The organism is Limimaricola cinnabarinus LL-001 (assembly GCF_000466965.1).
Lineage (GTDB): Bacteria > Pseudomonadota > Alphaproteobacteria > Rhodobacterales > Rhodobacteraceae > Limimaricola > Limimaricola cinnabarinus.
This window is the reverse complement of record NZ_BATB01000010.1, coordinates 1-25,042: the sequence shown is the minus strand read 5'-3', so window position 1 is coordinate 25,042 and position 25,042 is coordinate 1. Positions and strand designations below refer to the sequence as shown.

Genomic DNA, 25,042 nt, shown 5'->3' with positions numbered 1-25,042 from the left:
CATGCCCGAGATCGAGAAACATCCCCGCCGCAACGTCGCCCCCGAGGCGGAGTTTCCGCCCAACACGGCATCGGCCTATGTCGAACTGGGCCTCGCCTCGTGCTTTTCCTTCCTGCGCGGGGCCTCCGACGCGGTGGACCTCGCGGTGCAGGGCTGGAGCCAAGGCTACGACGCGCTGGGCATCGCCGATCTCAACACGCTGGCCGGGGTGGTGCGGATGCATGTCGCGGCCAAGCGCGTCAATGTGAGGCCGGTGATCGGCGCGCGGCTCGCGCTGGTCTCGGGCGAGGTCTTCCTCGCCTACCCGACCGATCGCGCCGCCTATGGGCGACTTTCGATGCTGCTGTCCAAGGGCAAGATGCGCGATCCCGAGGGGCGCTGGCAGAAGAAGGGCATCTGCGACATCACCCTGAACGATCTCGCGGATCATGCCGAGGGGTTGCGCCTGACCCTCGTGCCGCCCGAGGACCCAAGCGCGCTTGAGGCTGCCCTACCCCGCCTGTTGCGGCGCCTGCCCGGCCTCACCCATATCGCGGCCGCATATCTCTACCGCGGCGACGACCGCGCCCGGATCAATGCGCTCGACCGCCATGCCCGCGCCGTCGGGCTGTCGCTGATGGCCACGAACGACGTGCTCTACCACGCGCCAGAACGTCGCCCGCTGCAGGACGTGATGACCTGCATCCGCGAGGGCGTGGCGCTGGCAGAGGCCGGGCCGCGCCTATTGCCCAATGCCGAACGGCACCTGAAGTCGCCCGAGACCATGCAGAGGCTCTTTGCCGAATGGCCACACGCGATCCGCGCCACGCGTGAGATCGCCGATGCCTGCCGTTTCGACCTTGAGGAACTGGCCTATGAGTACCCGCGCGAGGTGGTTCCCGAAGGACGCAGCCCGCAGGACTATCTGGAGCGGCTGACATGGGAGGGAGCGCAGGCGCGCTGGCCCGAGGGCATTCCGTCCGCGACCCGCGCCGTGCTCGACAAGGAACTGGCGATGATCGGGCGGCTCGACATCGCGCGGTATTTCCTCACCATTCACGACATCATCCGTTTCGCGCGCGAAACGGCAAGCCCGCCGATCCTGTGCCAGGGGCGCGGTTCGGCGGCGAACTCGGCGGTGTGCTTCGTGCTGGGCATTACGGCGGTCGACCCGGCGCAGCACCAGCTTTTGTTCGAGCGCTTCATCTCCGAGAAGCGAAAGGAGCCGCCCGACATCGACGTGGATTTCGAACACGAGCGCCGCGAGGAGGTGATCCAGCACATCTATGCCAAGTATGGCCGCGAGCGCGCCGGCCTCTGCGCCACGGTGATCCATTACCGCCCGCGAAGCGCGATCCGCGAGGTGGGCAAGGTGATGGGCCTGTCCGAAGACGTGACCGGCGCGCTGGCCAAGACGGTCTGGGGCCATTGGGGCAGCGGCATCGAAGAGGAGAACGTGCGCGAGGCCGGACTCGACCCGCATGATCCGCTGTTGCGCAAGGCGCTGCTGATCGCGGGACAGATGGTCGGGATGCCGCGTCACCTGAGCCAGCATGTCGGCGGCTTCATCCTGACCGAACGCCTACTGACCGAGACCGTGCCGATCGGCAACGGCGCCATGGCCGATCGCAGCTTCATCGAGTGGGACAAGGACGACATCGACGCGCTGGGCATCCTCAAGGTCGATATCCTGGCACTTGGCATGCTGACCTGCATCCGCAAGGGCCTTGACCTGATCGCCGCGCATTGGGGGCGGCGCGAGGATCTCGCCTCGATCCCGCGCGAGGACCCGCGCGTCTTCGACATGCTGTGCCGCGCCGACAGCCTCGGCGTGTTCCAGGTCGAGAGCCGGGCGCAGATGAACATGTTGCCCCGGCTGCGCCCGCGTTCGTTCTACGACCTCGTGATCCAGGTCGCCATCGTCCGCCCCGGCCCGATCCAGGGCGACATGGTGCACCCCTATCTGCGCCGCCGCGCGGGCGAGGAGGCGGTGGAATACCCCTCGCCCGGCCATCCGCACGACCCTTCGGAGCTGAAGTCGATCCTTGGCCGGACGCTTGGCGTGCCGATCTTTCAGGAACAGGCGATGAAGATCGCCATCGACGCGGCGCGGTTTTCGCCTGCCGAGGCAAACGAGCTGCGCAAGGCCATGGCCACCTTCCGTTCGCGCGGGACCATCGCGCTCTTGCAGGAAAAGATGGTCGGACGAATGGTGGCGCGCGGCTATGGCGAGGACTTCGCGGCGCGCTGCTTCGAGCAGATCAAGGGCTTTGGCGAATACGGGTTTCCCGAAAGCCACGCGGCGAGCTTTGCGCATCTGGTCTATGTCTCGTCATGGCTGAAATGCCATTTTCCCGGCGCCTTCGGCGCGGCGCTGCTGAACTCGCAGCCCATGGGCTTCTATGCGCCCGCGCAGATCGTGCGCGACATGCGCGAACACGGGGTCGAGGTCAGGCCTGTCGATGTGAACATGTCCGAATGGGACTGCACGCTCGAGCCGATCTCCTCGGGTGGCTTCGCGATGCGGTTGGGGCTGCGGATGATCGGCGGGCTGGCCGCCGAGATGGCGGCGCGCATCGTGGCCGCGCGCGACGCCCCCTATCAGACGCCCGAGGATCTCCAGTCCCGCGCCGGGGTGAGCGCGGCGGCGATCCGGCGGCTGGCGGCGGCGGATGCGATGCGCTCGATGTTCCTTGATCGGCGGCAGGCGCTCTGGGAAGCGCGCGGGCTCCGGGACGCGCCAGACCTGCCGCTGTTTCGCGAGGCGCGCGACGAGGGCGCGGAGGTGCCGGTGCCGCTTCCGGCCATGCCGGTCTGCGAGCAGGTGGTGGCCGACTACCAGACACTGCGCCTGTCGTTGAAGGCGCATCCGATGGCGTTTTTGCGCCGCAGCCTGACCGCGCAGGGTTATGCCAGCGCCGCCGATCTGAGCCGGGCGCCTCAGGGCCGTCGCCTGAAACTCGCCGGGCTGGTGCTGATCCGCCAGAAGCCGGGCAGCGCCAAGGGGGTGTGCTTCATCACGCTGGAGGACGAGACCGGGGCCGCCAACCTCGTGGTCTGGCCCAAGGTCATGGCGCAGTTTCGCCGCGTGGTGATGCAGGCGGGGCTTCTGGTGGCCGAAGGCTATGTGCAGCGCGACGTGGAGATCGTGCATTTCGTGGCGCAGCGGCTGGAAGACCGCTCGGACGCGCTCACGCGTCTCGCGCCGGGGAGCTTCGTGCCGCCGCTGAGCCACGCCGACGCGGTGAAGAACCCGGTGCAGGGCTCGGCCCGCGGCACCGGCGCGCCCGACAACGGGCATCCGCGCAATGCGCGAATCGTCCCGAAGAGCCGGGATTTTCATTAAGAGGGCGCGCGGGTCGCGGCGGGATTTGCGTAGTCGGGAATGGGTGAGAGGCAGGGCAGCCCCCCGAACCGCTCAGGCGCTGCGCCGTGCCGCTTCCATGGGCTGCTTTTTCGCCGCCCAGTCACGTGCCGCTGCGCCAAAAGCCTCGAACAGCGGCCTAGAGACCGGATCGGCCCCGGCGTTCCATTCGGGGTGCCACTGCACCGAAAGCGTGAAGCCCGGCGCGCCCTCGACATAAAGCGCCTCCGGCGTGCCGTCCGGCGCATGACCGTCGATGACGATGCGGCGGCCGGGCTTGTTCACCCCCTGCCCGTGCAGCGTGTTGGTCATCACCTCGCGCGCGCCGAACAGCCGATGGAACGGGCCGTCTTCGCTCAACGTCACCACGTGGCGCAGCGCGAATTTTTCCTCGAGCGTGCCGTCGGGGGGCATGCGGTGATTGGTCCGCCCCGGCAGGTCGCGGATCTCGGGATGCAGAGAGCCACCCATCGCCACGTTGACCTCTTGAAAGCCGCGGCAGATGCCCATGAACGGCTGCCCCCGCTCGACGCAGGCCCGCACGAGCGGCAGCGTGATCGCATCGCGCGAACGGTCGAAGGCCCCGTGCGCGGGCGTCTCTTCCTCGCCATATTCATCCGGATGCACATTAGGCCGCCCGCCGGTGAGCAGGAAGCCGTCGCAGGTCTCCAGAAGGTCCTCGACCGAGACGAGCTTGGGGTCGGCGGGGATCACCAGCGGCAGGCCCTTTGCCACCTGCGCCACGGCCGAAGAGTTCATCGCGCCGCCCCCATGAGTGACGTAATGGCCGTCGATGACGTGGTTGTTGCCGATGATGCCAATGACAGGACGGGTCATGATCGCTCCGGTTGCTTCCCCTTACAGATATACAGCCCGACGCCCCCTGAAAAGCATCGCGCGGCCCGAGAGATCCGGACCGCGCGCACATCTGCCGTCAATAAAGGCACATGAAAGGCGTCAGGCGTCGCCCTTCAACCCCGCCGCCTCGATCCCGGCAAGGGCCGCCGTAGCATCGTTGTCGGAGGTGTCGCCCGTGACACCGACGGCTCCGAGCACGGAGCCGTCCTCGCCGCGCACGATGACGCCGCCGGGGACCGGCACGACCTTGCCGCCGAAGGCACCGTTGGCCGCGGTCATGAAGTAGTGCTGCGCCTCGGCACGGGCCATCTGCGCCGAGCCGGGCATGCCCAGCATCACGGCGCCGTAAGCCTTGCCCTCGGCAATGGCATAGCGGCCCGGTGCCGCGCCGTCCTCGCGTTCGAAGGCGAGCGGGTGCCGCCCGCGTCGAGCACGATCACCGACATGGGCTTGAGACCCATCTCGTGCGACTTGGCGAGAGCCTCGCGGATGATGGTGCGGGCGGCGTCGATGGTCAGCTTGGTCATCAGCGGGTCTCCAGATTCTTCAGTTCGAGGCGACGGCGGTGCAGCACCGGCTCGGTGTAGCCCGAGGGCTGTTTGCGTCCCTCGAAGACGAGGTCGCAGGCCGCCTGAAAGGCGAGGCTGTCGAAATGCGGCGCCATCGGCTTGTAGGAGGCGTCACCCTCGTTCTGGCGGTCCACCACTTCGGCCATCTTCTTCATGGCCTTCATCACCTGGTCCTCGGAGACGACGCCATGATGCAGCCAGTTGGCCAGCGCCTGGGACGAAATCCGGCAGGTCGCGCGGTCCTCCATCAGGCCGACATCGTTGATGTCGGGCACCTTGGAGCAGCCCACCCCCTGATCGATCCAGCGCACCACGTAGCCAAGGATGCCCTGCGCGTTGTTCTCGATTTCGCGCGTGACCTCGGCGTCATCGAAGTTGCGGCCCGTCGCCAGCGGGATCGTCAGCAGGTCCGCGAGCGTGCCGCGCGCGCCGCCTTGGGCAATCTCGTCCTGACGGGCCATAACGTCGACATGGTGGTAATGCGCCGCGTGCAGCGTCGCAGCGGTGGGCGACGGCACCCAGGCGCAGGTGGCACCCGCCTTGGGGTGGCCGATCTTCTGGTCGAGCATGTCGGCCATTCGGTCGGGCATGGCCCACATGCCCTTGCCGATCTGGGCCTTCCCCTTGAGGCCGCAGGCAAGGCCGATATCGACGTTGCGGTCCTCGTAGGACTGGATCCAGGCCGAGGATTTCATCTCGCCCTTGGGGATCATCGGGCCGCTTCCATCGAGGTGTGGATCTCGTCGCCGGTGCGATCGAGGAAGCCGGTGTTGATGAAGGCCACGCGGTTCCTGGCGGCGCGGATGCATTCCTTGAGGTTGGCCGAAGTGCGGCGCTCCTCGTCCATGATGCCGAGCTTGACGGTGTCTTGCGGCAGGCCGAGCATCTTCTCGACGGCCGAGAACATGTCGTTCGAGAGCGCGACCTCCTGCGGCCCGTGCATCTTGGGCTTCACGACATAGACCGAACCATGGGTCGAGTTGCGCGGGCCGTCCTCTTTCCTGAGGTCGTGCATGGCGATGAGAACGGTGATCACCGCGTCCATCAGCCCTTCGGAGATCTCGCGCTCGTCATCCTTGCCGATGATCGCGGGGTTGGTCATCAGGTGACCGACATTGCGGATCAGCATCAAGGAGCGGCCCTTGACCGTGCGGGTCGAGCCGTCGGGCGCGGTGAATTCCCGGTCGCCCTCCATGCGGCGGGTCATCTCCTCGCCGCCCTTCATGAAGCTGGCCTGCAGCGTGCCCTGCATCAGCCCGAGCCAGTTGCGATAGGCCAGGACCTTGTCCTCGGCATCGACCGCCGCGACCGAATCCTCGCAATCCATGATGGTCGAGACGGCACTTTCGAGCCGGATGTCGGAGATCCCGGCCCGGTCGGAGCCGCCGATCTGGCTCGACGGATCGACGACGATCTCGATCAGCAGGCCGTTCTTTTCCAAGAGCACCTGCAGGTCGGCCTTGCCATCCGTGGCAGAGCCCGCGAACTGCTCGGGCTCCTTCAGACCGTGTTCGGCATCGCCCTTGGAGGCGACGAGCGTGCCGCCCTTGATTTCGAGCTGGTCGATCTCGGCCCAGGACGTGCCGTCGAGCGGGGCGACCTCGTCGAGGTGACGGCGGCCCCATGCGATGACCTGCGCGCCACGCTCCTCGTCATAGCCCTTGCCCTGCGGCAGGCTGCCCAGCGCGTCGGTGCCGTAGAGCGCGTCGTAAAGGCTGCCCCAGCGCGCATTGGCGGCGTTGAGCGCGAAGCGCGCATTGGTGATCGGCACCACGAGCTGCGGGCCCGGAGTATGTGCGATCTCGGGGTCGGTCCCCTTGGTGCCAATCTCGAAGTCGCCGCCCTCCGGCACCAGATAGCCGATGCCCTCCAGCATCCGGCGATACTCCTCCGCGTCGATCTGCTGACCCTTGCGCGACAGGTGCCAAGCGTCGATCTCGGCCTGTAGCTTGCTGCGATCCGAAAGCGCATCGCGGATGCGCGGGCCGAACTCCTGCGCGAGTGCTGCAAACCCTTTCCAGAACTCGTCGGCGTCGATCCCCGTCCCCGGAAGCGCCTCATCCTTGATGAAGGCCGCCAATTCGGGGGCCACCATCAATCCGTGCTTGTCGATCCTCTCGGCCATCTGCCTCTCCTCCTCGCATACGGTTGTGCATTGGCTAATCCATCCCGAGGGGACCGGCAACTAGATGCCGCCGTCACGCGAAAAGGCGCGAGCCCCATGGCCCGCGCCTTTTCGTTTTCCCCTTCGGGGGCTTCACTGCTGCGGCTGCGCCGGTGTCTCGTCGGCAAGCTGCTCGGGCGCGCCGACGATATCGGCATCGTCGGCGGTCTCGACCTCGCCGCTGCCCACGGCCTCGACGGTGGCCTCGGCCTCGGGCTCATTGCCCTGGCCAAAGCCCATGAACACGAGAAACAGGATCAGCAGCACACCGAAGATGGCGACGATCGCCATGCCGGTAAGCGGGCCCTTATGGCGCTTTTCCTGTTTTTCGACATCAGTATGGGGGGCGGACATGGGTATTCTCCTCGAAAGGTTGCCGCGCCGCCAATCACGGTCGCGGTCGGGGGCGCGCTTGAAGCCCACCTGTCTCAGCCCTAACGTCCCGCAAGCTCGAAGGTTCAGCGAAAGGTTCCCGGACATGACACAGCACGATCCCCGCACCGTCTATCTGAGGGATTACACGCCCCCCGCCTATCTCGTGGACGAGGTGCGCCTGACCTTCCGGCTCGCGCCGCATGCGACGCGCGTGCTCTCCGAAATCCGGTTCCGCCCCAACCCCGATGCCACCGGGCGCGACTTCTTCCTGCATGGCGAGGGGCTCAAGCTGATTTCCGCGCATATCAACGGGGCGCAGGTCACGCCCGAACTGATCGAGGGCGGGCTGACGCTCGATGCGCCCGATGCGTCCTTCACCTTCGAGGCCGAGGTCGAGATCGACCCCGAGAACAACACCGCGCTCGAAGGGCTCTACCGCTCGAACGGCATGTATTGCACGCAATGCGAGGCCGAGGGCTTTCGCAAGATCACCTTCTATCCCGACCGCCCCGACGTGATGGCCCCGTTTCATGTGCGCATCGAAAGCGATCTGCCGGTGTTGCTGTCGAACGGCAATCCCGGCGCTTCGGGCGAAGGCTTTGCCGAATGGTCCGACCCCTGGCCCAAGCCCGCTTATCTCTTCGCGCTGGTCGCAGGCGATCTCGTCGCGCATTCGGGCAGCTTCACCACCATGTCGGGCCGCGATGTCGCGCTGAACCTCTGGGTCCGCGAGGCCGATATCGACAAATGCGCCTTCGGGATGGAGGCGCTGAAGAAGTCGATGACATGGGACGAAGAGGTTTACGGGCGCGAATACGACCTCGACGTGTTCAACATCGTCGCGGTCGATGACTTCAACATGGGCGCGATGGAAAACAAGGGGCTGAACATCTTCAACTCCTCCGCCGTACTCGCCTCTCCCGCCACCGCGACCGACGCCGATTTCGAACGGATCGAGGCGATCATCGCGCATGAATACTTCCACAACTGGACCGGCAACCGCGTCACCTGCCGCGACTGGTTCCAGCTGTGCCTCAAGGAAGGTCTCACGGTGTTCCGCGACCAGCAGTTCACCGGCGACATGCGCTCCCATGCGGTCAAGCGGATCGACGATGCGATGCTCTTGCGCGCGGCGCAGTTCCGCGAGGACAATGGCCCGCTCGCCCACCCGGTGCGGCCCGAGAGCTTCGTCGAGATCAACAATTTCTACACCGTTACCGTTTATGAGAAGGGCGCCGAGATCGTTGGCATGCTCCGGCGGCTGGTGGGAGATGAAGGCTACGGCAAGGCGCTCGACCTCTATTTCGAGCGCCATGACGGTCAGGCGGTGACCATCGAGGACTGGCTCCGCGCCTTCGAGGATGCCACGGGCCGCGACCTGTCGCAGTTCGCCCGCTGGTATTCCCAGGCCGGCACACCGCGCGTCCATGTGGCCGAGGACTGGTCGGAGGGGCGTTATACGCTGACGCTCAGGCAGGAGACCCCCCCGACCCCCGGCCAGCCCGACAAGCAGCCGGTGGTGATCCCTGTCGCGGTGGGCCTGCTGAATCCGAATGGCGACGAGGTGGTGCCGACGCAGGTGCTTGAACTGAACGAGGCCGAGCAGAGCTTTGCCTTCGACGGTCTGTCGGCCCGGCCCGTCCCGTCGATCCTGCGCGGCTTTTCGGCGCCGGTGATCCTGCGGCAGGAGCAATCCGACGAGACTCGCGCCTTCCTGCTCGCGCATGACACCGACCCGTTCAACAAATGGGAAGCGGGGCGCGATCTGGCGCGTACCAACCTCATGGCGATGATCCAAGACGGCACGGGCCCCGATGCGGGCTATATCGACGCGCTGGGCCGCGGCATCGCCGACGAAACCCTCGATCCGGCGTTTCGCGCACAGCTTCTGGCCCTGCCGGGCGAGGACGAGCTGGCGCAGGCGATCTTCGAGACGGGCCACGCCCCCGACCCGACCGCGATCCATGAGGCCCGCGAGGCGCTGCGCCATGGGATCGCCGACAGGCTGGGCGACGTGCTGTCCCGGCTTTACGACACGCATCAGATCACCGGCCCCTACAGCCCCGAAGCCGCCGACGCGGGCCGCCGGTCGCTCACCAACGCGGCGCTGTCGCTGCTGTCGCTCACGCAGGGCGGCGACCGGGCGCGGGCGCAGTACCGTGCCGCCGACAACATGACCCAGCAGATCGCGGCGCTGGGCGGGCTGCTCAGGATTGGTGAAGGCGAGGCCGAACTGAAGGCGTTCGAGGATCAATGGAGCCACGAGCGGTTGGTGATGAACAAGTGGTTCGGCTTGCAGGTTGCGGCCTCCGCACCGCGGGACGCCGCCGCCACGGCTGAGGCGCTCACCGCGCATCCGGCCTTCGACTGGAAGAACCCCAACCGCTTCCGGGCCGTGTTCGGCGCGCTCTCGGGCAACGCGGCGGGCTTTCATGCCCCCTCTGGTGCGAGCTACCGGCTGCTCGCCGACTGGCTGCTTAAGCTCGACCCGCTGAATCCGCAGACCACGGCGCGGATGACGCAGGCCTTCTCGACCTGGAAGCGCTATGATGCGGATCGCAAGACGCTGATCCGGGCCGAGCTGGAGCGGATCGCAAGCACAGAGGGCCTCAGCCGCGATACTTCCGAGATGATCGGGCGAATGCTCGCCGATTGACCCAAGCGTGAGGGGGCGCATGGAACGCCCCCTCACCCCTTGCCGTTTGGACCCCGATACCCCCGAACCGCAAGGAGACGGACATGACCGACATTACCGACGCCAAGATCCTCATCATCGCCACCGACGGCTTCGAGAAGGTCGAACTGGAAGTGCCGCGAGACAAACTGCGTGCCGCGGGTGCGACCGTTCACGTGGCCAGCCCGGACGGCGAGGCGATCAAGAGCTGGGACGAGACCGACTGGGGCCCGAAGGCCGATGTCGACCTCGCCATCTCGGATGCGAAGATGGATGATTACCACGCCATCGTGCTGCCCGGCGGCCAGATCAACCCCGATGTGCTGCGCACCAAGCTCGAGGCGGTACAGCTCGTGAAGGACTTCACCACAGCGGGCAAAATCGTCGCGGCGATCTGCCACGGGCCGTGGGTGCTCATCGAAGCCGAGGTGGTCGGGGGGCGCGAAATGACCTCCTATCCCTCGCTTCGCACGGATCTCAGAAATGCGGGCGCCAAAGTGGTCGACCGCGAGGTCGTCACCGATCAGGGCATCATCACCAGCCGCAACCCCGACGATCTCGACGCTTTCGTAGCAAAGATCATCGAGGAAGTGCGCGAAGGCCGTCACGAACGTGACGCGGCCTGACGCATCTTTTGCGGGGCGGTGACCGGTCGCCGCCCCGTATCTCAAAGCGGCGCTCGCTTGCCGCTCTGCCCCTGCCTCGGGCAACTCCATTGCCAAAAGCACGACAATCCCGCAAATGTCACGGAACTGCCTTGTGCTGATGGTTATTAAAGCTTCATGAAAGACCGCATTGACCCGCTGATTGCCGAGCGTGCCCCGTGGATGTTCCGGCAATCACCCTTGGTGAAGCCGTTGCGCGGTCTTTTGCACCTTGCTCTGTCTTACGACCGCACCGTCTCGATCGGTACAAAGCTTCGCGACGAGCCGACGGCGCGGATCATGGGTGACATGGGCGACATGCTCGCCAAGCACCTTACGGTGACTGGCCTCGACAACGTGCCGCGCCACGGCCCGGCGCTTATCGTGGCCAATCATCCCACCGGCATCGCCGACGGGATCATGCTTTACCACGCGCTCAAGACGATCCGGCCCGACCTGTTCATCTATGCCAATGGCGACATCCTGAGGGTGCTGCCGCAGATGCAGGACCTCATCCTTCCGGTCGAATGGCGCAAGGACAAACGCAGCCACGCCAAGACCAAGGTCACCATGGACCTGACCCGGCAGGCGGTCGCGGAGGGGCGGCTTGGCGTGATCTTCCCGTCGGGTCGCCTTGCCAAGCGGCGGGGTCTGCGACTGCACGAGCGGCCATGGATGCCATCGGCGGCGATGCTTGCGCGCAAATTCGATCTGCCGGTGATCCCGGTGAACATCCGCGCCCGCAATTCGGCGCTGTTTTATCTTTTCGACATGGTCCACCCGACGCTACGCGACATCACCCTGTTCCACGAGATGCTGAACAAGGATCGCCAGCCCTATGTCATCACCGTGGGTGAGGAAATCTCGCCCGCCTCACTGCCCATCAAGGCCGAAGGCGGCATCGAGATGCTGCGGCGGGCAACACTGGGTCTGGGCGGGCGCGATGCGCCGACGGTAAGCCTCGTGCGTTCGACCCGTCCGATCCTTCGCACTCGGGCCTGAGCCCCTGAGCCCGGGTCAGGTTTCGGGCCGCGCTTGGGGACGTGGCACACTGAGAAGCGCCTTGCGCTTGCAATAGCTCTGCTCTCGGGTCCACGCCGCCATTTCGGCGCGCATGGACGGCTTGGTCATCGGCCCCCAGTCGGCGGCGATCCCGGCTCGCCTGCCATCCTTGAGCGCCACGGCCCGGTCACGAGTGACGGTGCGCGCCATAATCCGTGCTGCGCAGCTGAGATTGCGCACCGGATCGCGCAACATTGCCCCGTCGCGCGCCACGCAGCCATAGCCGCGCGCCGTGCCGGGCAGGATCTGCAATAACCCGTGATAAAGCCCGCCGCCGCCCACCGCATCGGCGCGGTGCCTGCTTTCGAACCGGGCCAGCGCGGACATGACACCAACCCAGAAGGCCCGGCGCAGCCGGGGCGGATTGTCGGCATAGGCCGGACACCATGTCGCGATATCGTTAGGCACGACGTCGGCGAGGTCCGACGCCGGGCCGCGCAGCGCCGCCATGAGCCCCCGCGTCCATAGCCCGGTACCCGGCTTGCCGTCCCAGCGAGCCTCGGGCAGGAACGGATCGCGAGCTTGCGGGCGCAGTCCCGGCACGGGCAGGATCGAGCTTGCGGCCAACGAGGCGGGGCGCAGCATCGGACGCAAGGTGGCAGGGGGTGCTTGGTCGATCCGAAGATCGGAGGCATCAAGGACGGGTGGGTCGAGGCGCGGTGCAGTGGGACCGGGTGTAGGCGGCGCAGGCGTTGCCTGAACGTCAACCTGCAAGCGTCTGATGGGTATATGTAATTCCGCCGGGTCCGACGGCTCGGCATGGACCGTCGAACCCGACGACACGGCCGTCGATCCCCCCAGGATCGTCAGTGCCACGAGCATGTGGGGATAACTGCACTGTCGCCGCGACACGATGCAACGCGAAAGTGATCTCAGGACGCGCGCGGCTCCGCGACGGCGCGAGGCCTGTGTCGCGGAGGCGACAGCCCTCACGCTCAGCCGGCCTTGCCAGTCTTGTCGGCGACAGCGGCTTGGCGTGGCTGACAGTAGCTCTGGTTGCGGGTCCAGTTGGCCATATCGCTGCGCTTGCGAGACGAATGGAACGGGCCCCAGTCGGCGGCGAGGCCGCGCATTCCCGCTGAGACCACGCCATCGCGCCGCACCGTGCGCGCAGCGATGCGCACGGCGCAGGAGAGGTTGGACACGCCGTCCTTGAGCGCCGAGCCGCTGCCCGCCGCGCAGCCATAGCTGCGCGCGGTGGCCGGGGCGATCTGCACGAGCCCGAACCATTTGCCGCCTCCGCCGACGGCGCCGGGATTCCAGGTGCTTTCATGCTTGGCCAGGGCCGAGAGCATCCCCGCCCAGAAGGCCGCGCGCTCATCCCGTGAGGCCTCGGCATAGCCGGGGCACCATGTCGCGATATCGCCGGGCACTTGGCTCAAAAGCGGCGCACCATGCGCCTTGAGGGCCGCCAGCGTGGCGTCGGTCCACTGCGCACTTTCGGGGCGATGATCCCATGCCATCACCGGCATGGCGGCGGGTGTGGGGGCGGGAGCGACAGGTGCCTCCGGCTCAGGGATCTGAGCGCAGGCGGCGCCGAGACTGAGAAGAGCGATCGGCATGAGGCGGCGCAGACGCGCAGAGACACTCGTCGGGAACATTTTCTGATCTTGTCCGTTGTGGCAGCAACTGAGAGCGATCTGTCCCAGACCGTCGCCTTGAGTCGAGCGCGCAGGCAATCCTACCATATTTTCGGCGAGATACCGCCCAATCGTCGCGCCGGTCCGCCGATCCCCGACATCCTCTCCCTACCCTTGAAGCGCGGGGCGTTCGCGCCTAATCAGACCCGCGACAACGGTGCAAGGAGAGGCTCCCATGCTGGACCTGACATACGAGGCCCCCGCCCCCAAGGTGATCGCGGGCGCGACCGGGGATTGGGAGCTGGTGATCGGCCTTGAGGTGCATGCGCAGGTCGCCACCCGCGCCAAGCTGTTCTCGGGCGCGTCGACGGCCTTCGGCGCGGAACCCAACTCCAACGTCTCGTTCATCGACGCGGGCATGCCCGGCATGCTGCCCGTCATCAACGAGGGCTGCGTGGCGCAGGCGGTGCGCACCGGCCTCGGCCTCAAGGCCGAGATCAACCTGCGCTCGGCCTTCGATCGCAAGAACTACTTCTATCCGGACCTGCCGCAGGGCTACCAGATCAGCCAGCTCTACCACCCGATCGTCGGCGAAGGCGAAGTGCTGGTCGAAATGGGCAACGGTCAGGCGCGGCTGGTGCGGATTGAGCGCATCCATCTCGAACAGGACGCGGGCAAGTCGATCCACGACATGGACCCCAACATGTCCTTCGTCGACCTCAACCGCACCGGGGTGGCGCTGATGGAGATCGTCAGCCGTCCCGACATTCGCGGCCCCGAGGAAGCGGCGGCCTATGTCGGCAAGCTGCGCCAGATCCTGCGCTATCTCGGGACCTGCGACGGCAACATGCAAAACGGCAACCTGCGCGCCGACGTGAACGTCTCGGTCTGCCGTCCCGGCGATTACGAGCACTATCAGGAAACGCAGGACTTCTCGCATCTGGGCACCCGCTGCGAGATCAAGAACATGAACTCGATGCGCTTCATCCAAGCCGCGATCGACTTCGAGGCGCGGCGTCAGATCGCCATTCTCGAAGATGGCGGCAGCGTCGTGCAGGAGACGCGCCTCTACGATCCCGACAAGAACGAGACCCGCTCGATGCGCTCCAAGGAAGAGGCGCATGACTACCGCTACTTCCCCGACCCCGACCTGCTGCCACTCGAGATCGAGCAGGCCTGGGTCGACGACATCGCGGCGCATCTGCCCGAGCTGCCCGATGCCAAGAAGGCGCGCTTCATGGGCGACATGGGGCTGTCGGAGTATGACGCGGGCGTGCTGACCGCGGAGTTGGCCAACGCCGTGTATTTCGAGGCGGTGGTGAACCACATCGACAGCGCCAAGGACGGCAAGCTTGCCGCGAATTGGGTCATCAACGAGCTGTTCGGTCGCCTAAAGAAGGACGATCTGGGCATCGAGCAGAGCCCGGTCAGCCCTGCGCAGCTCGGTGATATCGTGGCGCTGATCGCCAAGGGGGACATCTCGGGCAAGATAGCCAAGGACCTGTTCGAAATCGTCTACACCGAGGGCGGCGACCCGGCGCAGATCGTCGAGGATCGCGGCATGAAGCAGGTCACGGACACCGGTGCCATCGAGGCGGCGGTCGACGAGATCATCGCCGCCAATCCCGCGCAGGTAGAAAAGGCCAAGCAGAACCCCAAGCTCGCGGGCTGGTTCGTGGGCCAGGTGATGAAGTCCACCGGCGGTAAGGCCAACCCCGCTGCCGTCAACCAGATCGTCACGCAAAAGCTCGGGCTTTGAGCCCGCGCAAGGAGAGCGCCATGACCGCCTATGACTACCGCGTCGTTCCCGCGCCCAAGCGCGGCGTCAAGGAACGCGGGCTGAAGACCTCCGAGGACCGCTATGCGCATGCGTTGCAGTCCACGATCAACGAGATGGCCGCCAAGGGTTGGGAGTATCAGCGCGCCGAGACCCTGCCCTGCGAGGAGCGGCAAGGGTTTCGGGGCCGCAGCACGGTCTATCATTCGGTGCTGGTGTTCCGCCGTGCCACGGCGCAGGTCACGCCCGTCGCCGCCGATCCGATCGCAGCGCAGCCCCAGCCCCAAGGGCTGAGCGCGAGCCGGGCCGAGACCCCGGCCCCGGCCCCCACCCGCGCCGTGCCCGGTGCGCGCGAGGCGCAGGAGATTCCGGATCGTCCCGCTCCGGCGGTCACCGCCTCGCGCGACGACTGAACCGGCACTCCGGTGCCGAAGGGGCGGAAAATGCCCTCCGCCCCTTCAATCTCCGGCTCTTTGGACTAAACTGCCGCGTCCGACTCGAAAGGATGAGGCAGAGCATGGCTAAGAACGACCCCTTCGGTTTCGATATGTCGGTATCGGCATCGAAGAAGAAAAACCCGCGCGGCAGACGTGGGATGTCCGGCGCCTTCGAGACCTCGACACGGGTCTGCGACCATCCGGGTTGCGAAGAGGCGGGCAAGTACCGCGCCCCGAAATCTCCTGATATTCTCGACGATTACTTCTGGTTCTGCAAAGACCACGTGCGCGAATACAATCTCAAATGGAATTTCTTCGACGGCACCACCGAGGCCGAGTTCTCCGAGCAGGTCGAGAACGACCGCGTCTGGGGCCGCTCGACCAAGCCCTTCGGCAAGCGCAGCGAGGAGCAGCGCGCCTGGGCGCGGCTGGGCGTCGACGACCCGCATCAGGTGCTGGGCGAGAACGCCACCCGCAATCCCGGCAAGAACGCGGCCCAGCAGGGCGGACATACCCGCCGCCTGCCCGCGACCGAACGCCGCGCGCTGGAGGTGCTCGATGCCAAGGACAGTTGGTCCAAGGCCGAGATCCGCAAATCCTACAAAGCGCTGATCAAGGTGCTGCACCCCGACATGAACGGCGGTGACCGCAGCCAGGAAGAGCAGCTCGGCGAAGTCGTATGGGCTTGGGACCAGATCAAGGAAAGCAAGTCGTTCCGCGACAAGGATTGATCGGATAGTCCCCCGGCATGCATCGGGCAGTGCCGGGGAAGCTGACTTGCCTCGGGGTGCGGGTCGCACTCCGACGGTCAGGCGATCAGAGCGTCGTGACCGGCCCCGCGCCCAACACCGCGCCCGTGGGCGCCCCGGTGGGCGATCCGCCCTCGGGCTCGTCCGAAACGGCGAGCACGGCCTGAGCCAGCAGCGGACGCAACGCCTCGGGAACCGCCACCCGGCCATCGCGGTCCTCGGGCAGCACGCCGAGCGAGACCGGGGCCGCTTCGCCCGCGATCAACCAAAGCTCCAGCGCCCGACCGGGCGCGGCCGCACCGCTTGGGCGCGAGATCTGCAGCGCGTCCGGATCGGCGGGGTCGTAGGCCACCTGTACCACGAGGCTCCCATCCTCCGCCGCGATTTCCGCGCGCAGACCCGGGCCTACGGGTTCGGAGCGCATCAGGTCGAGGTTGGTCACCACCAGATATGTGCCCGCCGCCAAGGCCGCCGCCGACAGCGCGGGCCACAGCCCCAACCGCCGCAACAGGCCCTCGCGGCGTGCCCCGAAAAGCCGCTCGTCGATGGCGCGCCTGACCCGCAACGGCGGCGTCACGGGCGCGATTTCGTCGGTGAGCGAGGTAAAATCCTCGGTCCAGAGCGCATGGAGCGCGCGGTACTCCGCGTTGCTCTCGAGCCGCCTCTCGGCGCGCGCGAGATCCTCGCCCTCCAGCAGTCCCAGCACGTGTTCGGCGGCCAGAACGGTGTCGTCCTCATGATGATCCCCGGCCCCGGTCATCGCGTCAGGCACTCCTTGAGCCGCATGAGACTGCGACGCAGCCAGGTTCGCATCGTATTGAGCGGCACGTCGTAGCGCGCGGCCAGATCGGCATAACTATCGCCCGCGAGATAGGCCCCGCGCACCGCACCGGCCCGGTCGGGCTCAAGCTCGGTCAGACAGCGCTCGATCTGCGCGCTGTCCGAGGCCGCGACCGCGAGCGCCTCCGGCCCCGGCGCGGTATCGGCCATCGCGGTCACCGCGTCCATGTCGCCACCTCGGCTCTCGGCCTTGCGGCGCATCCGCAGCCGATCGATGGCGTGGTTGCGCGCGATGGTGATGAGCCAGGTCATCGGGCTCAGCCCGTTTACCTGATAGCGCCCCGCGTTGTGCCACACCTTCACGTAGATCTCCTGTAGAGCGTCCTCGGCCTCGGCCCTGTTGCTCAACACACGCAGGCAAATCCCGAAGAGTTTCGCGCTGGTGGCGTCGTAGAGGGCCCCGAACGCGTCGCGATCGCCCAGCGCGATGCGGGCGATCATCGCTTCGATCTCGGTCAGGCGCGACATGATGATGCGGGTCCTCGGACTCTTCCTGCGAAGCCAGACAATGGCGTGTCCCGCCGAAAAGGCAAGCGGCCGGGCCCGTGCTCCCGGGGGCCTTGAACCCCAACGCGCGATGCTACATCACTTGCGCGACCGCAAATGAGGGCCCCTGCCCGCACGCGAAAGGATCATCATGGCCGACGCCCAGACCGACCCCAATGCCCGCCCGACCGAGGAGATCGACATCCGCGAGACCTTCGGCTTCGACAGCGCCATGAAGGTCAAGGGCTTCGCCGAGCGCTCGGACCGGGTGCCCGACATCGACCCGACCTACAAGTTCGATCCCGACACCACCCGGGCCATCCTCGCGGGCTTCGGCAACAACCGCCGCGTCATGGTGCAGGGCTATCACGGCACCGGCAAGTCGACCCATATCGAGCAGGTCGCGGCCCGGCTCAACTGGCCCTGCGTGCGCGTCAACCTCGACAGCCACATCTCCCGTATCGACCTGATCGGCAAGGACGCGATCAAGCTGCGCGACGGCAAGCAGGTGACCGAATTCGCCGAAGGAATTCTCCCTTGGGCGCTGCGCCACCCCTGTGCCATCGTGTTCGACGAATACGACGCCGGCCGCGCCGACGTGATGTTCGTGATACAGCGGGTGCTCGAGACCGACGGCAAGCTGACGCTGATGGACCAGAACCAGGTTCTGACGCCGAACCCTTACTTCCGGCTCTTCGCTACGGCCAACACCGTGGGCTTGGGCGACACCACCGGCCTCTATCACGGCACCCAGCAGATCAACCAGGCGCAAATGGACCGCTGGTCCCTCGTCGCGACGCTGAATTATCTCAGCCACGACGCCGAGGCCGCGATCGTGTTGTCGAAGGCGCCGCATTACAACACCGCCGAGGGACGCCAGATCATCTCCCAGATGGTCACGGTGGCCGATCTCACCCGCACCGCCTTCATGAATGGCGACCTTTCGACCGTGATGAGCCCGCGCACAGTGATCAACTGGGCCCAGAACGCCGAGATCTTCCGCGACGTGGGCTATTCCTTCCGGCTGTCGTTCCTCAACAAGTGCGACGAGCTGGAGCGCCAGACTGTAGCCGAGTTCTACCAGCGCTGCTTCGACGAGGAGCTTCCCGAGAGCGCGGTGAGCACCGCCGGGCGCTGAGCCCTTTCGACGCTGTGCAGAGGCCCGGATCGAAAGAGCCGGGCCTTTCGTTATCATGGGAGCGTGCCGCCTTGCCGCCCCCTGCCGCCAGTGGGATACATTTGCCATGAGCCCCCCGTCCGACAACCCCGCCGATCCGTTCAAGAAGGCCCTGACCGAAGCCACCAAGGTCATGGCCGACGACCGCGAGCTGACCGTGAGCTTCTCGGTCGACCCGCCCGGCCTCACGCATGACAGCGTGCGCCTGCCGCAGGTCAGCCGCCGCATGACCCGCGACGAGGTGCTGCTGGCGCGCGGCACCGCCGATGCGCTGGCGCTTCGCCACCGCTATCACGACGCTGCCGTCAACGCCCGCTACCAGCCGCAGTCGGGAATCGCGCGCGATCTTTACGACGCGATGGAGGGCGCGCGCGTCGAGGCGGTGGGCGCCAGATACATGCCTGGCACCGCCGGAAACATCGACGCCAAGATCGGATCGGATGCCCGCCGCAAAGGTTATGACCAGATCCGCGACAAGGCCGACGCGCCGCTCGCCGTCGCGGCCGGATACCTGATCCGCCACCTTGCCACGGGCCGCGACCTGCCCGGCGGCGCGGACAACGTGATGGAGTTATGGCGCGGCTTCATCGAGGATCAGGGTGGCGCGCGGCTCGAGGATCTCGCCGAGGCGCTGCACGACCAGAAGAGCTTTGCCCGCTTCGCACGCGAGCTGATCCGCGATCTCGGCTATGGCGACCAGCTCGGTGACGATCCGGACATGGAAGACCCCGATCAGGAGGACGAAGCCTCCGAGGAGGAGGACGACCAGGACCCCGATTCCACCGGCGAGGACGACGAGGACGATCAGGAGGACGAGGCGTCCCCCGAGCAGAGTCAGGACCAGCAGCAGGACCAGAGCCAGGCGCAGGTCTCGATGGATGATCAGGCCGAGGCCGAGGATGCCGAGGAGCAGGAGATGCCCGAGGGCGAAGCCCCTCAGGACCCTTCGCCCCCGGCCGCTTCGGATGCCGATCCCAACTACCTCGTCTTCGAGACGAAGCACGATGAGGAGATCGCGCCGAGGATCTGGCCGAAGCCGCCGAGCTGGAGCGGCTGCGCGCCTATCTCGACCAGCAGCTCGACCCCCTCAAGGGCGCGGTCAGCCGCCTCGCCAACAAGCTGCAGCGCAGGCTTCAAGCGCAGCAGAACCGGTCTTGGGAGTTCGATCGCGAGGAAGGCATCCTCGATGCGGGCCGCCTTGCCCGGGTCATCGCCAACCCCACGACGCCCCTGTCGTTCAAGGTCGAGAAGGACACCGAGTTCCGCGATACCGTGGTGACGCTGCTGATCGACAATTCGGGCTCGATGCGCGGACGGCCGATCTCGATCGCCGCGATCTGCGCCGACGTGCTGGCCCGTACGCTCGAGCGCTGTCAGGTCAAGGTCGAGATCTTGGGCTTCACCACCCGCGCATGGAAGGGCGGTCAGGCGCGCGAGGCATGGCTCGCCGCCGGTCGTCCCGCCGGACCCGGCCGTCTCAACGATCTGCGCCACATCGTCTACAAACGCGCCGATGCGCCGTGGCGGCGCACCCGCGACAATCTCGGGCTGATGATGAAGGAAGGCCTGCTGAAGGAGAACATCGACGGCGAGGCGCTCGAATGGGCGCATCGGCGGCTGCTGGCGCGGCGCGAGGCTCGCAAGGTGCTGATGGTGATCTCGGACGGCGCACCAGTCGATGACAGCACGCTGTCGGTGAACCCGGCCAACTACCTCGAAAAGCACCTGCGCGACGTGATCGCCATGGTCGAGAAGCGCAAGGCGGTGGAGCTGACCGCCATCGGCATCGGCCATGACGTGACGCGCTATTATGACCGCGCGGTGACGATCACCGACGTGGACCAGCTCGCGGGGGCCATGACCGAGCAGCTCGCCTCGCTCTTCGACAACGATCCGCGCAAGCGGGCCCGCGTCCTCGGAATGAACAGGGTCGCCTGATGTACCAGAACTTCGCCACCACCGCCCGCCCCGAACAGGGCCCGCCGCGTCTCGCCAAGCTGCGCGAACGCATGGCTGCCGAAGGCCTAAACGGCTGGATCGTGCCGCGCGGCGACACCTGGCGCGGCGAGAACGTGCGCGCGCGAGACGAGCGGCTCGCTTGGCTCACCGGCTTTACCGGATCGGCCGGGTTCGCGGCGATCCTCGCCGATAAAGCGGGCGTCTTCATCGACGGGCGCTACAAGATCCAGATCAAGAGCCAAGTGGCACCCGAATTCACCCCCGTGGACTGGCCCGCCACCAAGCTCGCCGATTGGCTGATCTCGGAGCTGCCCGAGGGCGGCACCGTGGGCTATGACGCGTGGCTGCACACGCCCGAGGAGATCCGCGAGCTGCATGACAGGCTGCACCCCAAGGGGATCGGCCTGAAACCCTGCGACAACCTCGTGGACGCGATCTGGGAGGACCGCCCGGCCCCGCCGCCCGCGCCCTTCATCGCATGGCCCAAGGAGTTCGCGGGCAAGAGCCATGCCGAGAAGCGCGCCGAGATCGCCGCCATGCTGAAGCGCGAGGGGCAGCGCTGTGCCGTGCTCACCCTGCCCGACTCGATCGCGTGGCTTTTGAACATTCGTGGCGACGACGTGCCCTGCACTCCGGTGCCCCTGAGCTTCGCGATCCTCGATGAGACCGGACGCTGCGAACTGTTCTGCCCCAGGGGCAAGGCCGACGGCCTGCGCGACCATCTGGGGCCGGATGTCGATGTGCTCGACATCGACGCCTTTCTTGGAGCGCTGGGCCAGCTTGTCGGCCCGGTGCGCGTCGATCCCAAATCCGCGCCGTCGATCATCGAGACCACCCTCAAGGGCTGGGAGACCGAGATCGCCGAGGCCGAGGACCCCTGCATCCTGCCCAAGGCCCGCAAGAACGCCGCCGAGATCGAGGGCGCGAGGCAAGCGCATCTGCGCGACGGCGCCGCTGTCTGCCGTTTCCTGCACTGGCTCGACGCCGAGGCGTCGCGGCTGGCGGACGAGCCGAGCCACAAGCTCACCGAGATCGGCGTCGTCACCGCCCTCGAAGGCTTTCGCCACGAGACGAACGAGCTGCGTGGCATCAGCTTCGAAACCATCTCAGGCGCGGGCGAGCACGGCGCGATCACGCATTACCGCGTGACCGAAGACACCGACCGCGACGTGCGGATGGGCGAGCTCCTGTTGGTGGATTCGGGCGGGCAGTATCTCGACGGGACCACTGACATCACCCGCACCATCGCCATCGGTGCGCCGCCTGCGGATGCCGCCGACTGCTACACCCGCGTGCTGCAGGGCATGATCGCGCTCAGCCGGGCACGGTTTCCCAAGGGGCTCGCGGGACGCGACCTCGACGCGCTGGCGCGCTTCCCGCTGTGGACTGCCGGTCTCGACTATGATCACGGCACCGGCCACGGGGTCGGCGCCTATCTCTCGGTGCATGAGGGACCGCAACGGATTTCCAAGGGTTCGGAGAGCAAGATCGAGCCGGGCATGATCCTGTCGAACGAGCCGGGCTATTACCGCGAGGGGCATTTCGGCATCCGCATCGAGAACCTGATCGTCACCCGCGAGGCCCCGGCCCTGTTTGGCGCCGACGACCGCGAGATGTACGACTTCGAGACCCTGACCTTTGTGCCGCTGGAACGGCGGCTGATCGTCGCGGAGATGCTTTCGCCTGCCGAGCGGGACTGGATCGACGCCTATCACGCGACTACACTCGACAAGATCGCCCCGCGCCTCGACGGCGCGGCGTTGGACTGGCTCAAGGCCGCCTGCGCGCCGCTCTGACGGCAGGGCTCAACCCACAGGGAGCACGAATACATGAGCGATCACATCACGATCCGTCCCGCCGAGGGCACTTGGGTGGTGCGCGCGGGTGGCGCGGTGCTGGGCGAAAGCAGCCGCGCGCTGGAACTGGTCGAGGGCGACTACCCGGCGGTCATCTACTTCCCGCGCGAGGACATCGCCATGGCCTTCCTCGAGCCCTCCAAGACCCGCTCGCACTGCCCCTGGAAAGGCGACGCGCGATACTACAACATCATCGCCAAGAGCGGCGCGATCGAAGATGCGGTCTGGTCCTACGAGGATCCCAAAGCAGGCATGGAGCAGATCAAGGACTGTCTCGCCTTTTACAAGAACAAGGTCGCGGTCGAGCAGGTCTGACCCGTCCCTCGTATGGCGGCCGTCAGGAATGTTCCTCGGCCGCCATGCGCGTCAGCGCCCGGTTCACGGCCCGCAGCGCATCGACCTGAAACAGCGCCCCCCACAGTTCCGGCGCCTCGTCTTCGGGGCCGAAGCGGACCACCGGCACGAAGGGGCGCTGCACCGTCTCGAACAACGGCATCGCCTGTTCCAGCGTCGCCCCCGACTGCACGAAGACCCCTTCGGCGATCATTTCCCGGCAGGCGTCTTCGGGGGCCGCGCGCGGCGCGCCGGTGGCCCGCATCACCGTCTCGACCCGGATCGTGCCCAGAAGCCATGCCTGCGGCCCTGCCGCCAGATGCACGCCGCGCCGCGCCAGCTGTGTCAGGAAAAACGAGCGCTGCACCAGCCGCGAGGCCACCGCCGAGGCCAGTGAAACCGCAACCATCACCGCGAGCCCGGTCTGCCAGTCGCCCGTCAGTTCGAAAACGATCAGCGTGGTCGAGATCGGCGCGCCGAGCACGGCGGCGGCAACCGCGCCATCCCCGCCAGCGCATAGAGCGTGCCCTCGCCCGAGAATTCGGGCGCGATGGCGGTTGCAACGGTGCCGAAAGCCAAACCCGTCAGCGCCCCGATCATCAGCGAGGGCGAAAAGATCCCGCCCCCCATGCGTCCGGCCATGGTGATCGCCACCGCCGCCACCTTGATCACCACGAAGATCACCGCGAGATCGAAGGCGAGGCTGCCCTGCAAGGCGGCGGAGGTCGTCTCATAACCGACGCCGATAATGTGCGGAAAGAAGATCGCGATCATCCCGAGGATCAGTCCCGTTGCCATCGGACGCAGCCAGCGCGGCAGCGACAATCGGGCCTGCACCGCATTGGCCAGATCGTCGGCCCAGAAGATCGACCGCATCAACGCCACCGCGACAAGACCGCATAACAGTCCCAGAAGCACGAAAGCGGGCAGCTCGACATAGAAGGCCAGCGCGTTCTTGTCGGGAAGCGTGAACTCGGTCACGTCGCCCCAGACGAGCCGGCCCAGAACCGTGCCCGCGACGCTGGCGATGGCGATGGGCGCGAAGGCATGCACCGCGAAGTGCCGCAGCACCACCTCGAGCGCGAAGAGAGCGCCCGCGATGGGCGCGTTGAAGCTCGCCGAGACCGCGGCGGCGACGGCGCAGCCCAGAAGATCGCGCCCTGTGATGCCATCGGCGCGGATCCAGCTCGACACATAGGTCGCAAGCACCGAAGCGAGATGTACCACCGGCCCCTCGCGCCCCGTGGAGCCCCCGGTAGAGAGGGTGATCATCGAGGCCAGAGCCGAGATCAGCCCCCGCTTGCGCTCCACCCGGCCCTCGCGCAACGCCGCGCCCTCGATCACCTCGGCCACGGAGCGCACGCGCGCATCCTCGGTGAACCGGTCGAGCAGCAGCCCGACGGTCAGACCGCCTATCACCGGCAAACACAGGAGCCAGTACCATGGCAGCGAGGCCGCGAAACTATGCAACATCGCGACGTCATCGGTGCCGTAGAGCGCGGCCTGCAAGGTTTCGACACCGGCGCGGAATCCGATCGCGGCAATGCCCGCGGCGCTGCCCAGAATCAAGGCGATGAACCAGAACTGAACTTGGCTCGGCCCGTGGCTGCGGATGAGCGACCAGACCTCCCTCCAGCTTGCGCTGACGCGTCCGACCGAGGCGCGCAGGCGTCCTTCGGACCGATTTGAGCTGTCTGTCATCGTCCAATGCCACCTCTCGCCCCGCTTCGGTTCTAGATCGGAACAAGGCGCGATTGAAGATGCGGCAACGTCATCGTCATGTGGCTTACAGCGGGCACATGAAGCTAAATGTCGAAACTACTGCTAACGAGGTATGGCGCAAGAACAAGAAATTTCCGATAAAGCTTGTATTGAAGCGAGATATTTATCGTCTCATGGGCTCAAGTCTCAGGTGACGAGCGTTACTGTTTTACCGAGGACGGAGGTGAGTGGTCGTCCAAGGAGTGAAGTTATTTACCCTTGGCAGGGTCAAAGCCGGACTTCGCGGTGTGAGCATTGAAACCTTGCGAGGTTTTGAAGCTCACACCGTTTTTTTTTAGGGTCAGGACGGCGCTGTTGCACATATCGGTGATGGGGATTCACTGGGCGCGCGCTGAGGGTTAGCTCGGGGACATACCGAAGCCTTCCCCGACCCGCTA

The 25,042-nt window shown here is 66.5% G+C and carries 16 protein-coding genes and 4 pseudogenes; 11 read left to right on the top strand and 9 right to left on the bottom strand.

Features of this window, described 5'->3' with window-relative positions; genetic code table 11:
• The first annotated feature begins 1 nt into the window (after position 1).
• On the top strand, positions 2-3,325 hold the full coding sequence (locus tag MBELCI_RS05820; protein WP_021693232.1) for an error-prone DNA polymerase: 3,324 nt from the start codon (positions 2-4) through the stop codon (positions 3,323-3,325).
• Between the two features lie 72 nt (positions 3,326-3,397).
• Here the strand turns inward: MBELCI_RS05820 and MBELCI_RS05815 are convergent, their stop codons facing one another.
• The 4 genes and pseudogenes from MBELCI_RS05815 to MBELCI_RS05800 all read right to left on the bottom strand — a co-directional run bounded on the left by MBELCI_RS05815 (position 3,398) and on the right by MBELCI_RS05800 (position 7,288).
• A complete protein-coding gene (locus MBELCI_RS05815; protein WP_021693231.1) occupies positions 3,398-4,180 on the bottom strand; it encodes a gamma-glutamyl-gamma-aminobutyrate hydrolase family protein in 783 nt (260 codons plus the stop codon).
• Between the two features lie 120 nt (positions 4,181-4,300).
• Positions 4,301-4,728: pseudogene (locus MBELCI_RS05810) on the bottom strand (GlcG/HbpS family heme-binding protein).
• Positions 4,728-6,895 (bottom strand): annotated as a pseudogene (locus MBELCI_RS05805) (malate synthase G). The pseudogenes MBELCI_RS05810 and MBELCI_RS05805 overlap by 1 nt, the downstream one beginning before the upstream one ends.
• Before the next feature lie 132 nt (positions 6,896-7,027).
• Positions 7,028-7,288 carry a hypothetical protein gene (locus MBELCI_RS05800; protein ID WP_021693228.1) on the bottom strand — a complete coding sequence of 87 codons (261 nt, stop codon included), beginning with the start codon at positions 7,286-7,288 and terminating at the stop codon, positions 7,028-7,030.
• Between the two features lie 124 nt (positions 7,289-7,412).
• On the opposite strand from MBELCI_RS05800, the gene pepN reads away from it, so the two are divergent.
• The 3 genes from pepN (at position 7,413) to MBELCI_RS05785 (ending at position 11,629) form a co-directional block, all read left to right on the top strand.
• The gene (gene pepN / locus MBELCI_RS05795; RefSeq protein ID WP_021693227.1) at positions 7,413-9,965 is read left to right on the top strand and encodes an aminopeptidase N; all 2,553 of its coding nucleotides are present in this window, start codon (positions 7,413-7,415) and stop codon (positions 9,963-9,965) included.
• Positions 9,966-10,048: 83 nt separating this feature from the next.
• Positions 10,049-10,609: a type 1 glutamine amidotransferase domain-containing protein gene (locus MBELCI_RS05790; protein WP_021693226.1), complete on the top strand. Its 561-nt coding sequence runs from the start codon at positions 10,049-10,051 to the stop codon at positions 10,607-10,609.
• Between the two features lie 156 nt (positions 10,610-10,765).
• Positions 10,766-11,629: a lysophospholipid acyltransferase family protein gene (locus tag MBELCI_RS05785; protein ID WP_021693225.1), complete on the top strand. Its 864-nt coding sequence runs from the start codon at positions 10,766-10,768 to the stop codon at positions 11,627-11,629.
• A 15-nt stretch (positions 11,630-11,644) separates the two neighbouring features.
• Here the strand turns inward: MBELCI_RS05785 and MBELCI_RS05780 are convergent, their stop codons facing one another.
• Both MBELCI_RS05780 and MBELCI_RS05775 read right to left on the bottom strand, forming a co-directional pair.
• A complete protein-coding gene (locus tag MBELCI_RS05780) occupies positions 11,645-12,274 on the bottom strand; it encodes a transglycosylase SLT domain-containing protein (RefSeq protein WP_021693224.1) in 630 nt (209 codons plus the stop codon).
• Positions 12,275-12,624: 350 nt separating this feature from the next.
• On the bottom strand, positions 12,625-13,290 hold the full coding sequence (locus MBELCI_RS05775; RefSeq protein WP_021693223.1) for a transglycosylase SLT domain-containing protein: 666 nt from the start codon (positions 13,288-13,290) through the stop codon (positions 12,625-12,627).
• A 214-nt stretch (positions 13,291-13,504) separates the two neighbouring features.
• Here MBELCI_RS05775 and gatB point away from each other — a divergent pair, with 214 nt between their 5' ends.
• The 3 genes from gatB to MBELCI_RS05760 all read left to right on the top strand — a co-directional run bounded on the left by gatB (position 13,505) and on the right by MBELCI_RS05760 (position 16,214).
• Positions 13,505-15,028, top strand: coding sequence for an Asp-tRNA(Asn)/Glu-tRNA(Gln) amidotransferase subunit GatB (gatB, locus tag MBELCI_RS05770; RefSeq protein WP_021693222.1), 1,524 nt, complete (start codon positions 13,505-13,507; stop codon positions 15,026-15,028).
• 20 nt (positions 15,029-15,048) lie between these two features.
• On the top strand, positions 15,049-15,459 hold the full coding sequence (locus tag MBELCI_RS05765) for a DUF4177 domain-containing protein (protein WP_021693221.1): 411 nt from the start codon (positions 15,049-15,051) through the stop codon (positions 15,457-15,459).
• Between the two features lie 104 nt (positions 15,460-15,563).
• Positions 15,564-16,214, top strand: a complete 651-nt coding sequence (locus MBELCI_RS05760) for a DnaJ domain-containing protein (RefSeq protein WP_021693220.1) — start codon at positions 15,564-15,566, stop codon at positions 16,212-16,214.
• A gap of 85 nt (positions 16,215-16,299) precedes the next feature.
• Here MBELCI_RS05760 and MBELCI_RS05755 read toward each other — a convergent pair whose 3' ends face one another.
• Positions 16,300-16,992, bottom strand: coding sequence for an anti-sigma factor (locus MBELCI_RS05755; RefSeq protein WP_021693219.1), 693 nt, complete (start codon positions 16,990-16,992; stop codon positions 16,300-16,302).
• A complete protein-coding gene (locus MBELCI_RS05750; RefSeq protein WP_021693218.1) occupies positions 16,989-17,540 on the bottom strand; it encodes a sigma-70 family RNA polymerase sigma factor in 552 nt (183 codons plus the stop codon). The genes MBELCI_RS05755 and MBELCI_RS05750 overlap by 4 nt, the downstream gene beginning before the upstream one ends.
• A gap of 169 nt (positions 17,541-17,709) precedes the next feature.
• Here MBELCI_RS05750 and cobS point away from each other — a divergent pair, with 169 nt between their 5' ends.
• The 4 genes and pseudogenes from cobS (at position 17,710) to MBELCI_RS05730 (ending at position 22,865) form a co-directional block, all read left to right on the top strand.
• Positions 17,710-18,696, top strand: coding sequence for a cobaltochelatase subunit CobS (gene cobS / locus MBELCI_RS05745; protein WP_021693217.1), 987 nt, complete (start codon positions 17,710-17,712; stop codon positions 18,694-18,696).
• A gap of 106 nt (positions 18,697-18,802) precedes the next feature.
• Positions 18,803-20,673: pseudogene (gene cobT / locus MBELCI_RS05740) on the top strand (cobaltochelatase subunit CobT).
• Complete coding sequence (locus MBELCI_RS05735; protein WP_021693215.1) at positions 20,673-22,490, top strand: aminopeptidase P family protein; 1,818 nt, start codon at positions 20,673-20,675, stop codon at positions 22,488-22,490. Before cobT ends, MBELCI_RS05735 begins: the two are co-directional and overlap by 1 nt.
• Before the next feature lie 33 nt (positions 22,491-22,523).
• Positions 22,524-22,865, top strand: coding sequence for a DUF427 domain-containing protein (locus MBELCI_RS05730; RefSeq protein ID WP_021693214.1), 342 nt, complete (start codon positions 22,524-22,526; stop codon positions 22,863-22,865).
• Between the two features lie 22 nt (positions 22,866-22,887).
• Here the strand turns inward: MBELCI_RS05730 and MBELCI_RS05725 are convergent.
• Positions 22,888-24,584 (bottom strand): annotated as a pseudogene (locus MBELCI_RS05725) (chloride channel protein).
• Positions 24,585-25,042: the final 458 nt, after the last annotated feature.

What these genes read in the sequence shown, in the direction of transcription:
- MBELCI_RS05775 (WP_021693223.1), bottom strand. Translation starts at nt 13,290, where the DNA reads ATGTTCCCGACGAGTGTCTCTGCGCGTCTGCGCCGCCTCATGCCGATC.
- MBELCI_RS05760 (WP_021693220.1), top strand. Translation starts at nt 15,564, where the DNA reads ATGGCTAAGAACGACCCCTTCGGTTTCGATATGTCGGTATCGGCATCG.
- MBELCI_RS05755 (WP_021693219.1), bottom strand. Translation starts at nt 16,992, where the DNA reads ATGACCGGGGCCGGGGATCATCATGAGGACGACACCGTTCTGGCCGCC.
- gatB (WP_021693222.1), top strand. Translation starts at nt 13,505, where the DNA reads ATGCTGGACCTGACATACGAGGCCCCCGCCCCCAAGGTGATCGCGGGC.
- MBELCI_RS05765 (WP_021693221.1), top strand. Translation starts at nt 15,049, where the DNA reads ATGACCGCCTATGACTACCGCGTCGTTCCCGCGCCCAAGCGCGGCGTC.
- MBELCI_RS05785 (WP_021693225.1), top strand. Translation starts at nt 10,766, where the DNA reads ATGAAAGACCGCATTGACCCGCTGATTGCCGAGCGTGCCCCGTGGATG.
- MBELCI_RS05800 (WP_021693228.1), bottom strand. Translation starts at nt 7,288, where the DNA reads ATGTCCGCCCCCCATACTGATGTCGAAAAACAGGAAAAGCGCCATAAG.
- MBELCI_RS05730 (WP_021693214.1), top strand. Translation starts at nt 22,524, where the DNA reads ATGAGCGATCACATCACGATCCGTCCCGCCGAGGGCACTTGGGTGGTG.
- cobS (WP_021693217.1), top strand. Translation starts at nt 17,710, where the DNA reads ATGGCCGACGCCCAGACCGACCCCAATGCCCGCCCGACCGAGGAGATC.
- MBELCI_RS05820 (WP_021693232.1), top strand. Translation starts at nt 2, where the DNA reads ATGCCCGAGATCGAGAAACATCCCCGCCGCAACGTCGCCCCCGAGGCG.
- MBELCI_RS05735 (WP_021693215.1), top strand. Translation starts at nt 20,673, where the DNA reads ATGTACCAGAACTTCGCCACCACCGCCCGCCCCGAACAGGGCCCGCCG.
- MBELCI_RS05815 (WP_021693231.1), bottom strand. Translation starts at nt 4,180, where the DNA reads ATGACCCGTCCTGTCATTGGCATCATCGGCAACAACCACGTCATCGAC.
- pepN (WP_021693227.1), top strand. Translation starts at nt 7,413, where the DNA reads ATGACACAGCACGATCCCCGCACCGTCTATCTGAGGGATTACACGCCC.
- MBELCI_RS05790 (WP_021693226.1), top strand. Translation starts at nt 10,049, where the DNA reads ATGACCGACATTACCGACGCCAAGATCCTCATCATCGCCACCGACGGC.
- MBELCI_RS05780 (WP_021693224.1), bottom strand. Translation starts at nt 12,274, where the DNA reads ATGCTGCGCCCCGCCTCGTTGGCCGCAAGCTCGATCCTGCCCGTGCCG.
- MBELCI_RS05750 (WP_021693218.1), bottom strand. Translation starts at nt 17,540, where the DNA reads ATGTCGCGCCTGACCGAGATCGAAGCGATGATCGCCCGCATCGCGCTG.